Here is a 13327-nt window from a genome sequence, read left to right as displayed (position 1 = left end):
TCATTAGCTTAAGACTATTGAACTAAGTTTGGCTTTTCATTATGATATTTATAATACCTGCACTAATTTATTATAAATATCAAATATTATATATTGCTAAAACGATATTTATTAATCATAAACTTTTTGCCTATGTAGAAATCGTTCTATTCTAAAATCGAACCCGGCGAAAATGAACCGGAGAATACGCTCATATTCTTCCGGTCCGGAATTAATTGTCAAATAACTGGAAAAGCGGTTGCAATGCTTTAAGGAAGTTACCATTAACAATCAATATTTAAATATATGTATAAAAAGATTACACCCAATCTTTTAAAAGAAAATCTTATAAAGATAAACGCTGTTTTGATTATACTGTTTGCATTTTTACAGCCCGTGCATGCAAGTTACAGCAACATAAAACCGCAGCTTAACAAGCTTGCCGAAGTACCTGTGAAAATTTCAGGTACCGTAGTTGACGAAAAAGGCTTACCCTTGCCTGGTGTAAGTGTTTATGAAAAAAAATCACATAAAGGAACAGCAACAGATATCAATGGTAAATTTACCATTACTGCCGAACCTGGATCAACCCTTGTTTTCGCATTTGTTGGTTACACTAATCAGGAAGTTGTAGTTGGTAGCCAAACCACAATAACAATTAAACTGATGCCCTCAACTAACATCCTGAATGAGGTAGTAGCAATTGGTTATCAAACAGTACGCAAAAGCGACTTTACAGGCGCCATTGCCAGCGTTAAGGCGGAAGAACTGAATTTAACTGCGCCAACCGTAGGCCAGGCGCTTGTTGGTAAAGTAGCCGGCGTTCAGGTAGCGCAAATTAGCGGTTCACCTTACTCTACCACTAAAATTAACGTACGCGGTGTTGGCTCATTCCTTGCCAGCTCAGACCCGCTTTATGTAATTGATGGTTACGCAGCTGGTAACGATTTGTTCATCAACCCCGATGATATTGAATCAATTGATGTATTGAAAGATGCGGCATCGGCAGCTATTTATGGTTCAAGGGCAGCAGGTGGTGTTGTGCTCATTACAACCAAGCATGGTTCAAAAGAGAATAGCAAAGGCAAGTTTGAATATGATGCCCAGGTTGGCATTAACCAATTAGCAAAAAAAGTTGATCTTTTAAATTCTGATCAGTTTGCGCAATTGGTAATAGATGGCCGTAACAATTCATACCATGACCTTTGGATAACTACAGGCCATACCTGGAATGATGCCATGTACTCTGACCCTAATGATGTACGTATTAAAAACGTAGGTAACGCTGGTTCGGTAAGTGTTCCACCGTACTTATATAACTTTCAAACACAGTCGCTTATTCACCAAACTGTTAATACCGACTGGCAGAATGAATTATACCGGAATGCTTTAATGCAAAGCCATAATCTTTCGTTCTCGGGTAATTCAAATGGGACAAGGTATTATTTCAGTACCGGTTACCAGGATCAGCCGGGTATTATGCTGGGTACAGGACAGAAAAAAATTAACTTTCGTGCCAATGTAGATGGCCAGATTGGTAAAAGGCTTAAAGTAGGTGCAAATATAGCATTTACTCAAACCACCAACCAAGAATCGCAGGATGGCCGTTGGGATCACAGCCCTGCATTTGGCGCATTGATATATATGCCGTTCTTTCCGGCTTATAACCCTGATGGTAGTATTGCTACAAACGTAGCCGCTTCACAATCAAATGCTTATGCTTATCAGTCAATTGAAAACCCGATAGCTACTGCAACACTAATTAAGATAAACCGTGTAGGCGACAGGGGTACTTATAATGTGCATGCCAACTATTCTATTTGGGATGGCCTTTCATTCAACGCCAACCTGGGTATGCAAACCTATGCCGAAAACTATAACTATTATTTGCCTACCAATATCAGTAATGGTGTAAACCCACCGGGTTCGCCTCAATCAATACAGGCGGCAAAAGCCATACGCCAAACCATTGATTATCGCGACCAGTTAGGTGAGTTTACCCTGAACTATACCAAACAGTTAGGTAAAAACCATTTTGACGGCCTGGTGGGTTATACCGCTCAAAAAACCACCAATAACGTACTTACTTTACAGGGTATAGGTTTTCAGAACGATAATATACCTAACCTAACCGGCGCCAATCCAGCTCAAATAACGCAGATTACACCAAAGAGCGCCCAAATTGAAGGTGTACAGCCAACCGGAGATGATACCTATACATTATTGTCATACCTGGCCAGGGTAAATTATAATTATGACAGTAAATACTTTTTATCTGCTTCATTCCGTACAGACGGATCCTCACGTTTCGGGGCTAATTCCAGGTATGCGAATTTTCCATCAGTATCCGCAGGCTGGAACTTGTCTGACGAATCTTTTTACCATGGCTGGTTTGGCGATCAATCAACCGTTAAGTTACGTGCCAGCTGGGGCTTAAGCGGTAATAATAATATTGGTAATTATACTTCACAGCGGGTATTTAACCCACCATCAAACGTGGTATTTGGTGGCCCCGGGGCTACAGCGCCTGCGCTTACCGCTGGTAATATCGCCGATGAAGGGTTAACCTGGGAATCAACCTCGCAATATAACTTTGGTGCTGACTTAGGTTTACTTAAAGGTCGCCTTTTCCTTATTGTCAATTATTACCTTAGTCATTCTTATAATCTGTTAATTAACGCGCCAATATCTGCTATTTCAGGGAGTCAAACTATCACTACCAATTTGGGACCTGACTCCAAAATAAGCAATAAAGGGTTTGATTTTCAGGTTGACAGTAAGATAATAGCCCATAAAGACTTTACTTTAAATTTAAGCGGTAACATATCTATAAACCGCAATAAAGTATTGAACCTGGGTAGTAACAATACCATTATTAGTGCGGGAGCTGAACGGTCATACTTAACCAGCATTACTCAGGCAGGGCAACCTGTGGGTATGTTTTATGGTTATAAAGTTGCCGGTATGGTTACCCAGGCCGATCTTGCTAATATAGCTACAGACAAAGCCAACTATAATGCGGCTACACAATCTTACCCGGCAGGTTATAAAATTAAAGGCCCGCCTATTTCTACATTTTCAGGCACTCCGATACAAGCCGGTGATCTTTATTTTAAAGATGTTAATGGCGATGGTATAATTAATGCCAAGGATGCAGGTATTATCGGTACGCCGTATGCCAAGTTTACTTATGGTTTTGCTATAAACGCAACTTACAAAGGCTTCTATTTCAGCTCAGCATTTGCAGGTTCTTATGGCAACCAGATAGTTGACGGACAGGATTATTACCTATACAACATGGAAGGCTCGGGTAACCAGTATGCAGATGTTGCCGGTCGTTACCGCAATGCCGCCGATCCGGGTCAGGGAAGTGTTTATCGTGCATCACGCGGTAGTACCCAAAGTAACAGCACCAGGTTATCAACCTTTTATTTACAGAGTGGGTCTTTTTTAAGGAATACCAATATGACATTGGGCTATACACTTAAATCAGATTTTATAAGCCGCAACCTGGGTTTAGAGTCACTGAGAATATACGGTGCGGTTAACAATGGTTTTACCATTACTAAATATAAAGGCTATAACCCGGAGGTTAATTATAATTATACCTATAGCGGTTCACAAAATACAAACCTTACCCCAGGTATTGATTATGGTGTTTACCCGCTGGTACGTTCATATAATTTGGGTGTTAAAGCTACTTTTTAATTAAAAACTAATTCTGAAGCAAATGAAGAATATAAATATAAAGTTATTTTGCCTGGTAGCGTTATTAGCGCTGGGTTCATGCAAAAAGGACTTTTTAGAACAAAGCAACCCTGATGCTGTAGCTATAAGCAAATCTTTTAAAACCGAAAATGATGTATTGTTAGCGGTTAATGGTTGTTATTCGCTATTAAGGAGCGGTAATACCATAGGCGAGGGCAGTGACCTGTGGACCGACCAACGTGCTGATGATACCGGTACAAACGATAATCAATCAAACGCCGGCGAACCTTTTGGGTTCAATAACTTTTCATTGATACCTACCAATAGCTATTTGTACACACATTGGAGCGCTATGTATGCAGTTATAGCCAACTGTAATATAGTATTATCAAATATTGATAAGGTAACTTTTGCAAAACCTGAAACTAAACAGAAATACAAAGCCGAGGCTGAATTTATACGTGCCTTGATATATTTTCACATGGTTAGGGAATGGGGAGATGTGCCATTAGTTACCCAGCAATTTTCAAATCCAGACGAGGTTGCAGCGAGTACAAAACGTGACCCGCAGGCAGCAGTGTACGCGCAGATAGTTACCGACCTGAAGGACGCAGCCAGTAGTCCGTTACCGGCTACACAAGCCACAGGCACTATTGGTCGTATATCATTGGCAGCTGTAAATACTTTATTAGGACAAGTGTATTTAACCATGGCTACCACGCTCGATGCAGCTAATAAAACAACAAACCTGAATAGCGCGTTAACAAGTCTTACTGCTGCTTACAATGCTAAAACATTCGGCAAGTTAAAGGATATTCCTTATACCGATGTATTTGATGTAACTAAAAAATCTGCCTGTCCTGAACTTATCTGGCAGATAGTGAATATCCAGGGCGATCCTGTTTACTCTTCAGGTATAGCTGCCAGCAGCCAGGCCAAAGGCGAAACCATTAACTCTCTAAAAACATCAGGTGGGGCAGGTTATAATGTAACCCATGACCTCGTGAATGATTATGAAGCTAATGATCCCCGTGGTGCATTTTCCATCAAATTTGCTAATGATGCTACTGTTAAAGATTGGTTTGTAACCAAGTTCAGAGATGCAAGTTCCGGAGCAGGTACAAACGGTTACGGAGGTAACGACTGGATACTGATGCGTTATGCCGATGTGATCCTGATGCTTGCTGAAGTAAATATGTATTTAGGTAATAACACTGCTGCTATTCAGTATCTTGACATGGTGCGCGACAGAGCCGGTATGCCAACTTATGAAGTATCGTCACAAGATCCTGCTTACAGTTCCAAATACTCAACGCTTAAACTGGCTATTTTACATGAACGCCGTGTAGAATTGGCTTTTGAACACCACAGGTTGTTTGATTTGCTGAGAACTTTTACCACTGATGAACTGGTGGCATATTTCCACGCTAAAAACCAGGCAGATTTTGGTTCGGCGTTGTTAACTAATTTCACTACCAAGGACAGGTTTTTCCCTATTCCTTTCAATGAAACTAAGTTAAATCCAGCTAAAATGTATCAGAACCCTGGCTATTAATCAATAGCCATATAATAATAAAAAAGGAGGGCCCGCAACAGGTCCTCCTTTTTTGTTTACTTATTTTAGCTATGAATGAAACCTGAGGCCGTCCAGTGCCTTATCTACTTTTTTGTTTGGCCCATAAACAATTACGCCAACCAGGTCAAGCTCGTCATCTGTATGGCTACCTATTTCTGTAAGGTTTTGTTCTTCGTTCTTAGTGCCGAACTGTGCATGGGTATAAATACCAATATTTAGTTCCCTGTCTTTGGCCCGTGTAAAGGCGCGTTTTATCTGGTCGTCAGTATCTGCTTTGTAAACCAGTATAGGATGCTTAAAAAACGGCAGGTATGTTGATCCTGATGCGCTAACCAGTGATTTTCCATGCGTTTCTGGAAACTTGATGGCTACGGAGCTTGCCAAAAAAGCGGTGACATTTAACTTTTGCCAGCTTTGCAAATCGTCTTTAATGACGATAGCGATCTTATTATCGTACATAAATTTAATTATTGTTTAAAGATAGTTCCATTTGAATATTACAACGTTCATAAGGTGTAGTATGCCCCGCCACTTTGCGGAAGCCTAACTTATGGTATAAATTAATGGCTGGTTTTAAAATGGTGTTGCTTTCCAGGTAAATTTTATGTGCACCAAGCAACCTTGCTTTTTCTAAAATAGCGGTTCCTAATAACCAACCTATATTTTTACCCTGCACAGCGGGCGATACAGCCATCTTGGCCAGTTCAAAATCATATTCAGGATCGTCCATTTTAATTAAGGCGCAAACGCCAACGGGGTCATCATTATATAAAGCAACCAATATATGCCCGCCTTTTTTCAGGATATAACCCTGCGGATCATCCAGCGATTTGTGGTCAGCTTCTTCCATTTTAAACCATTTGGTTATCCACTGTTCATTCAGCTGCTTAAAGGCCTGGTGGTGTTTGGGTTCATAATCAGTGATCTTTACTTTGTGGCTCTCTCTTTCTTTTCGTTGTTCGCTTACCCGTTGCAACAGTGTTTTTTGCTCCAGTAAAAACTCCCATTCTTCAATAGCCTTCCAAAGGTCGTTCCTGGTTTGGGCCGATAGTTGCTCTATGGCCTGGTTAACATCTGTATACTGGTCGGCTATTTTTTTGGTTATGACTTTCCCTTTGGCAGCCAGGCTGACCATGTTTCTGCGTCCATCGTCTTTATCCTTCTTTTCGGCCACCAGGCCATGTTCAGACATTTCACTGATTATCTTACTAACCGAAGGGTGGGAGTGGCCTATTTCCTTAGCTATGTTTGTTATGGTTTTAGCCTCACCCTGTGACAGTACATAAAAAACCGGGAACCATTTAGGGTTCATATCAATATCATACAGTTTGTATATGCGGGCAGCATCCTCTGTAATCTTTTCGGTAAGCATTCTTAGCCGGCTGCCTATTGCCAATTTTCCAACCTGATTAAAAAAATCCATATTTAAAATACAATTACGTAATTGATTACGCAAATGTATGAATTCATCTTTTTTAAAATGGATACAGGGGAGATAAAATAGAATTATAACCTAAAGCTGACAATTAAGGTAAGATACTTAAGGACATGAATGGAGTTGATGATTAGTACATCTTTTATCATCTAATCGTAAGTTAAAAAGATGATTAAAACAATTTATTTAGATACAAAAGAACAGGCTGTTAGCATATTGTTTTACACCTTTGTTAATTAACTCCCTTAAAGATTAATTGGTGTTTAAACAACTGTTATACAGTCAGTTAAAATTACGTAAAAATACGTGAGTATTCTTTAGTTTTTTAGTAGAAGTACGCACATTAATTAATAATTAAGCCCCTACTTTTACCCTCATAATAATTATCCCTTGCAATTATTATACACCTCTGTTTTATGTGTCCCTTACATAAACCAGAACCTTAACCAATAAACTTATATAAATGATAGATCAGGTTTTAACATTCTTGAATTCGCAACTGGATACGTATTTGCGGCAGAAACTGGATCCATCCAACGGCAGTTCATTTATACAGTTAGCTAACATTGCCTGGAACGATACCGAAACCTCGGGTGGGGGTAATGGTAACACCCCATCAAATGCTTTTATAACATTGGTAAATATAGAAGAGGACCGGATCAGCAAATCACCAGAAAATTATGTACGTCAGGATAATAATCTTATATATAAGAACCCGAAGATATACCTTAACCTGTATGCCCTGTTCGCGGTAAACCTGTCGTCCTATCCAGAATCATTAAAACGGCTTTCATTTATAATCCAGTTTTTTCAATACCAAAATGTATTTACGCCATTGGGCTCACCCGGTTTACCCGCCGGAGTCGAAAAACTGGTCCTTGATCTGAATACATTATCGTTTCAGGATATGAATAACTTATGGGGAATACTCGGTTCCAAATATTTACCATCAGTAATGTATAAAATAAGGATGATCAGTATCAGCGAAGAGTTTTCACAAGGCAACGCACCATTGCTGCATGAAATTATTGTTAACGATAAAACTGTGCAAACGTTATGATAGATATCAATTTCGGAAACTTGTTTGCTATCGAACTGCTGCATAGTTACTACAAAGATCAGCTTTGTCCCGATTTTAATATTTCAGCATCAGCCGAAACTGTAAAAGTTATAAATGGTCACAATGTGATCGTTAAGCAACAGGATAATCAACTATTTGCAGGAGTACATTGTGATGGTAATGTAAACCCGTTAAAACCATTTACAACGATAGATGAAGGTACGCAGTTTACTTTTTTCATGAAACTGAATAATCCTTTGTTCTTTAATTTCACCAATTTACCATCAACTGTTCCCGGTAAAATTTACTATTTCACTAACAGGAATAATAATGTAGCTAACGGGAAAAGCTTCTTGTCGTCAAAAATAGATACTTATAAAAACACCAATACCTACATTCCCGGCGATCTGGCAACAAATACACCGGGTATGGTATACCGGGCAATAGGAAGCAGTGATCCTTTACACAAGTTCGGTCTTACCGATACCAATCATTGGATGAAAGTTGATAATAATCAATACTTGTCTGAAAAAGATGCTTTGCAATGGCTGCCATCCTTATCAACATATCAGCTGGGGTCTTTGCAGCCATCAGCCATTATAGCAGTCATGAGTTATAATACTGCTACGGCTACCTACAACAAATCTGTAATATCAAATACCATAACCTTTACCAACCCTGTTGCGTCGTTTAAACTTGATCTGAGCATTTTACAACCCGGCAAATATTCATTAACAGTTAATGGAAAGCAGCAATGGATTTATATAAATGATGAGTTGAATGGTAACAACGCTTTTGCGGTGATTGATATATTTCATGAAGCTGCGCCCGCCTCATGTAAGCTATTGGATGGAAGCGGACATCTGGTTACCCCGTCGCCAAAATATTCTATTAATTTTTTAAGTCGTGCAACTATCTGGAAGTATATCCTGGCAARCAATAAATCAGGGAATATAAGTGATACGGCAAACTTATATCAATTTGCCAATCCGGCTGGTGTCATTACCTCGCTTACACCTATACCATTGAGTAATAAGGCATTGAATTTAAAATTAACATTTCCGTTAAACAACCAGGAATTTTCTCCCATAGCTTGTGCAGACCCGCAACGGCTGGTCACTATTAAGAAGGGGACAGATACATATCCTTGTTCAGAGATCTTTTTAAACTTTTAACAAAAACCGATAAATATGTCACAAATAAACGAAAGCACAATTAAAACTCCAGGGGTTTATGTGAATGAAATTCCATCCTTTCCGCCATCTATTGCACAGGTGGCCACAGCCGTTCCGGTATTCATCGGATACACGCAGGATGCAACAAAAAATGGTAAAACCGTAGTGAACCAGGCCGTACGCATTTCGTCGCTGGTACAGTACGCACAGTATTTTGGTGCCGATTTTCCTGATCTTACCGCTAATGTATCGCTCAAGGCAGATAACAGCGTTGATACAGTGAATATATCGCCCAAATACCAGTTGTACAATGCCGTAAGGATGTTTTATGACAATGGAGGCGTTAACTGTTATATTATTTCTGTAGGGAAATATTACAGCAACGGCTCAGTGGCTATTACTGACTTTATTGAGGCCGGTAAGGTAAAATGCTTTGAAGTTCTGCGTAAAGAGGATGAGCCAACGCTCATCGTTATTCCTGATGCTATTTCTTTCGGCTCTGCTGATTTTAATAACCTGGCAACAACATCGCTTAAATTATGTGCAGAGCTACAAGACAGGTTTACAATATTAGACATACTTAATGGTGATAAAGAAAGAAGCTTTGACAATACAGATGTAGTAACCGTTTTCAGAAACGGGATAGGTTCTGCCAATCTTAACTATGGTGCCGCTTATTATCCATGGCTGCGTTCAAGTTTGTCTTATGGTTTTTCATACCAGAACATCCAGATACAAAAAAGTGGCGCTCCTGTGGCTTTTAAAACCATTATCCCCAATAATCCATTTATAACACAATTAGACAGGGCAATTCTGGATTTAAAAACCCGTATTAACAAATTTATTGATGTACCAGCCTTTATTGCTCCCTTTAATGTAGCCCCATACAACACGGTGGGTATAAAATCGGCTTATGGTTTAATACCTCTTACCAATAACAAAGCCGAATTGACGCTCAGATTTTCATATATCAAACATATAATATTGGGTTTTGTAGCCCTTAATAGTACCCTGGTTGATGTTGATCCAACGCATGTTTTTGGCGGGCGTACTACTAAAGATATTCACTCGGATTATATCCGGGCAGGTGCTACAGCGGCTGATATTTCGTCAATGGATCAATTAATACGTGAATTGGTGGTGCTGGATGAAAGTTTCCCTGGCGGTGCCGTTGGCGCGGCGCTTCAAGCCGAATTTAATCCGCCTTTCCTGAACGCTAACATTCCTGTTGATCCTAATGCTTATGGTTCGCCTGTACCTGCTGATATATCCAGCGCGGTAAGATTTATAAGGGCTCGTGTTAATAACCTGTATTCAGATGTAATTAATACCGTAACTGGCTTTGTAAACGAAGTGAACTTACGCGTAAAAAGCCTGGAAATTCAGTTAAATGATTCAAACGCTACTTATAACAACATTACTGTTGCTATTAAAAACCAGGGTATTGTAGTACCGCCAAGTGGTGCTATCGCGGGAATTTATGCAGCTGTTGATGGTACACGGGGTGTTTGGAAAGCGCCTGCAAACGTAAGTGTTAATGGCATAATTGAGCCTTTGGTGAATATTGATGATAATATCCAGCAGGACCTGAATATTGATACTGATGCAGGAAAATCAATAAATGCCATTCGCGCCTTTACCGGTAAGGGTATTTTGGTTTGGGGTGCACGTACACTTGACGGTAACAGCAACGATTGGCGGTACATATCTGTTCGCCGTTTCTATATCATGGTTGAGGAGTCGGTAAAAAAGGCTGCCATGCAATTTGTGTTTGAGCCTAATGATGGCAATACCTGGGTACGCATACGTGCCATGATCGAAAACTACCTGACCAATCTTTGGAGATTAGGAGCCCTTGCAGGCCCCAAACCAGAGCAGGCATTTTATGTAAAAGTAGGCCTGGGACAAACCATGACCTTTGATGATATACTTAACGGTAAAATGATCATTGAGATAGGTATGGCACCAGTACGCCCGGCTGAATTTATCATCCTGCGCTTTTCACAGATCCAGCAACAAGCTTAACATTATTGTTTATTAAAAATTAATTATCAATCAATCTAAAACTTRAATATTATGGCTAATTACCCACTTCCGAAATTCCATTTTAGTGTTGACTGGGGCGGCACACGCATCGGTTTCACTGACGTAAGCGGACTTGATATAACGAACGATGTAATTGAATATCGTGATGGCGCAAGCCCTGAGTATCATAAAATTAAGATGCCCGGACAACGTAAATTCAGCAACATTACCTTAAAACGTGGCGTTTTTAAATCAGACAACGAGTTTTACAGCTGGTTCAACACTATCAATATGAACACGGTTGACCGACGTGATATTACCATCAGCCTGCTCGATGAATTATTGGCCCCGGTTGTTGTATGGAAAGTTAAAAACGCATGGCCAACCAAAGTTACATCAACCGATTTGAAAGCTGATGGTAATGATGTGGCTATTGAAACACTTGAACTGGCCCACGAAGGCTTTACCATACAAAACGACTAATTATGTTTGATTATCCTTTTACCGGGTTCCACTTTTTGGTGGTGTTTGAAATATTTCCGCAGGTACCTAATGATTTTCGTTTTCAGAATGTTACAGGTTTAAGCGTTGATGTTGATCTGGATACCTACAAAGAGGGTGGTGAGAACCGTTTTGTTCACCGTTTACCCGGGCGTAACAAATATGCCGACCTGGTTTTAAAACGCGGGATGACATTGGTATCAGGTGTAACCGCATGGTGCCTTGATTCTATCGAGAACTTCAATTATCAGCCTACCAACATGTTGATATCGCTTTTAAACGAAGATCATTTACCGGTATCATCATGGTACATAGCCAACGCAATCCCCATTAAATATGCTATTTCAGAATTTAATGCGGAACAAAACCAGATAGTTATTGAGTCAATAACCTTGCGGTATGAGTATTACAAAACCCTAAATCTGTCGGCCGCTGTAGCGGGAGCTATTGGGGCCGCGGCCGATCTGTTTGGCGGAGCCAGTGCGAGTGCGAGCATTTCGGTAGGATAACCTGTATATTTTGATAAGCAAGTTTAAAAATAAAATCAATGCCAGTAGAGATACGCGAATTGCAAATTACAACTACGGTGCAGGAAGGCGGTGGTACATCATCGTCGTCACCAGCCCCGGCTGCCGGCAATGAAGATATTATTGCCAAATGTGTTGAGCAGGTATTGGAAATTTTAAAAGAAAAAACTGAACGATGAGCCTGGGCGAATTAAAAAAGATGAAGCTGGTTGCCTATACGGATGTCAGCTTCGGTACCAAAGTCAACGGATTGGAATACGATGTATTGATCAATCCCGAATCGTACGCGCTTACTTATGGAACCGAGGTTAGTCAAAAAAGCACCCAGGGTTCAAGCGAGAGTATTACTTCGTTTAGTAAAAGATCGCCGCAATCGCTCACTTTCAAGTTTTTGTTTGATGGTACTGGTGTAATAAAAAGGGGTGGAGGAGGATTATTGTCAGGTTTAGCTGTACCGGGTTTGCCGGCGGATAAACCCAATGTGGTTGAAGATTTTGAAAAGTTTAAAAGCGTGGTTTATGACTACGATGGTACAACGCACATGCCGCGTTATGTACAACTGCAATGGGGGCCGCTGCTCTACAATTGCCAGATGACCCGCATGACGCTGACCTTTAAACTATTTAACCCTGATGGTTCGCCTTTACGTGCGGAGGCTGATTGCACATTTAATGGTGTGATTGACGAAGTAAAGCTGGCTACCATTGAAAATCGACAGTCGCCTGATCTTACACACATCCGTACCGTAAAGCTGGGCGATACGCTCCCTTTGCTGTGTTACCGCGAATATGGTAACAGCAAATACTATTACCAGATTGCTCAGTATAACGGGCTAACAGATTTTAAACGATTAACACCGGGAATGAAACTCATATTTCCTCCTATTGCAAAATAAACCATGGCACTAAGTCAAACCTTACCCGGAACACAAAATACAGATCTGGTTACCTTCACAGTTAAGGTAAACGGCAATGTATTGGGTGCAGCTTACCAAATGGTGTCGGTAAATTTTCATAAGGAAATAAATCGCATCCCTATGGCTAAGTTGATGATATATGACGGAGATGTTTCAAAACAGGATTTTCCGATAAGTAACGAATCGACCCTTGTACCCGGAGCCGAAATTGAAATAGCAGTAGGTTACCACTCAGATGAGACCACACTGTTTAACGGCATCATTTTAAGGCATAGTTTAAAAATAAGGGGTAATGGCTCGCCGGTTTTAATATTGGATTGCCGCGACAAAGCTGTAAAAATGACCGTTGCGCGTAAGAACAAATATTTCTATGATTCAAAAGATAGTGATGCGGCCAGTACTATTATTGGTACTTACGGGCTTGA

11 protein-coding genes and 1 pseudogene are annotated in these 13327 nt (G+C 40.2%); 10 read left to right on the top strand and 2 right to left on the bottom strand.

The features are described 5' to 3' along the window. Positions 1-285: 285 nt before the first annotated feature. Together AC1DRQ_RS25655 and AC1DRQ_RS25650 are read left to right on the top strand one after the other, a co-directional pair. The gene (locus AC1DRQ_RS25655) at positions 286-3687 is read left to right on the top strand and encodes a SusC/RagA family TonB-linked outer membrane protein (RefSeq protein ID WP_477428088.1); all 3402 of its coding nucleotides are present in this window, start codon (positions 286-288) and stop codon (positions 3685-3687) included. Positions 3688-3709: 22 nt separating this feature from the next. Then, positions 3710-5242 carry a RagB/SusD family nutrient uptake outer membrane protein gene (locus AC1DRQ_RS25650; RefSeq protein WP_477428086.1) on the top strand — a complete coding sequence of 511 codons (1533 nt, stop codon included), beginning with the start codon at positions 3710-3712 and terminating at the stop codon, positions 5240-5242. Between the two features lie 69 nt (positions 5243-5311). Here the strand turns inward: AC1DRQ_RS25650 and AC1DRQ_RS25645 are convergent, their stop codons facing one another. Together AC1DRQ_RS25645 and AC1DRQ_RS25640 are read right to left on the bottom strand one after the other, a co-directional pair. Further along, positions 5312-5722: a DUF2000 family protein gene (locus AC1DRQ_RS25645; RefSeq protein ID WP_477428084.1), complete on the bottom strand. Its 411-nt coding sequence runs from the start codon at positions 5720-5722 to the stop codon at positions 5312-5314. Between the two features lie 4 nt (positions 5723-5726). Beyond that, a complete protein-coding gene (locus AC1DRQ_RS25640; RefSeq protein WP_477428082.1) occupies positions 5727-6686 on the bottom strand; it encodes a bifunctional helix-turn-helix transcriptional regulator/GNAT family N-acetyltransferase in 960 nt (319 codons plus the stop codon). Between the two features lie 475 nt (positions 6687-7161). Here AC1DRQ_RS25640 and AC1DRQ_RS25635 point away from each other — a divergent pair, with 475 nt between their 5' ends. The 8 genes and pseudogenes from AC1DRQ_RS25635 to AC1DRQ_RS25600 form a co-directional block, all read left to right on the top strand. After that, complete coding sequence (locus AC1DRQ_RS25635; protein ID WP_429392520.1) at positions 7162-7758, top strand: Pvc16 family protein; 597 nt, start codon at positions 7162-7164, stop codon at positions 7756-7758. Next, complete coding sequence (locus tag AC1DRQ_RS25630) at positions 7755-8933, top strand: hypothetical protein (RefSeq protein ID WP_477428079.1); 1179 nt, start codon at positions 7755-7757, stop codon at positions 8931-8933. Before AC1DRQ_RS25635 ends, AC1DRQ_RS25630 begins: the two co-directional genes overlap by 4 nt. A 15-nt stretch (positions 8934-8948) precedes the next feature. Next, a complete protein-coding gene (locus tag AC1DRQ_RS25625) occupies positions 8949-10958 on the top strand; it encodes a phage tail sheath family protein (protein WP_477428077.1) in 2010 nt (669 codons plus the stop codon). Positions 10959-11009: 51 nt separating this feature from the next. Continuing rightward, entirely contained in the window at positions 11010-11441 is a 432-nt protein-coding gene (locus AC1DRQ_RS25620) for a phage tail protein (RefSeq protein WP_429392526.1), read from the top strand. Between the two features lie 2 nt (positions 11442-11443). After that, positions 11444-11968, top strand: a complete 525-nt coding sequence (locus AC1DRQ_RS25615; RefSeq protein ID WP_429392529.1) for a phage tail protein — start codon at positions 11444-11446, stop codon at positions 11966-11968. Between the two features lie 38 nt (positions 11969-12006). Then, positions 12007-12165, top strand: coding sequence for a DUF5908 family protein (locus AC1DRQ_RS25610; protein ID WP_429392531.1), 159 nt, complete (start codon positions 12007-12009; stop codon positions 12163-12165). Further along, positions 12162-12881 (top strand): CIS tube protein, encoded by a 720-nt coding sequence (locus tag AC1DRQ_RS25605; protein ID WP_477428073.1) that lies wholly within the window; start codon positions 12162-12164, stop codon positions 12879-12881. The genes AC1DRQ_RS25610 and AC1DRQ_RS25605 overlap by 4 nt, the downstream gene beginning before the upstream one ends. A gap of 3 nt (positions 12882-12884) precedes the next feature. Further along, positions 12885-13327, top strand: a pseudogene (locus AC1DRQ_RS25600) (hypothetical protein); the annotation flags it as partial.

The organism is Mucilaginibacter sp. P4_E8, assembly GCF_056401495.1.
Note: the sequence above shows the minus strand (reverse complement) of the source record. Positions and strands in the feature narration are given on the sequence as shown.

Excerpts from the sequence above, each read along its gene's own strand:
- AC1DRQ_RS25625 (WP_477428077.1), top strand. The coding sequence starts at position 8,949 with ATGTCACAAATAAACGAAAGCACAATTAAAACTCCAGGGGTTTATGTG.
- AC1DRQ_RS25605 (WP_477428073.1), top strand. The coding sequence starts at position 12,162 with ATGAGCCTGGGCGAATTAAAAAAGATGAAGCTGGTTGCCTATACGGAT.
- AC1DRQ_RS25645 (WP_477428084.1), bottom strand. The coding sequence starts at position 5,722 with ATGTACGATAATAAGATCGCTATCGTCATTAAAGACGATTTGCAAAGC.
- AC1DRQ_RS25655 (WP_477428088.1), top strand. The coding sequence starts at position 286 with ATGTATAAAAAGATTACACCCAATCTTTTAAAAGAAAATCTTATAAAG.
- AC1DRQ_RS25650 (WP_477428086.1), top strand. The coding sequence starts at position 3,710 with ATGAAGAATATAAATATAAAGTTATTTTGCCTGGTAGCGTTATTAGCG.
- AC1DRQ_RS25640 (WP_477428082.1), bottom strand. The coding sequence starts at position 6,686 with ATGGATTTTTTTAATCAGGTTGGAAAATTGGCAATAGGCAGCCGGCTA.
- AC1DRQ_RS25610 (WP_429392531.1), top strand. The coding sequence starts at position 12,007 with ATGCCAGTAGAGATACGCGAATTGCAAATTACAACTACGGTGCAGGAA.
- AC1DRQ_RS25615 (WP_429392529.1), top strand. The coding sequence starts at position 11,444 with ATGTTTGATTATCCTTTTACCGGGTTCCACTTTTTGGTGGTGTTTGAA.
- AC1DRQ_RS25635 (WP_429392520.1), top strand. The coding sequence starts at position 7,162 with ATGATAGATCAGGTTTTAACATTCTTGAATTCGCAACTGGATACGTAT.
- AC1DRQ_RS25620 (WP_429392526.1), top strand. The coding sequence starts at position 11,010 with ATGGCTAATTACCCACTTCCGAAATTCCATTTTAGTGTTGACTGGGGC.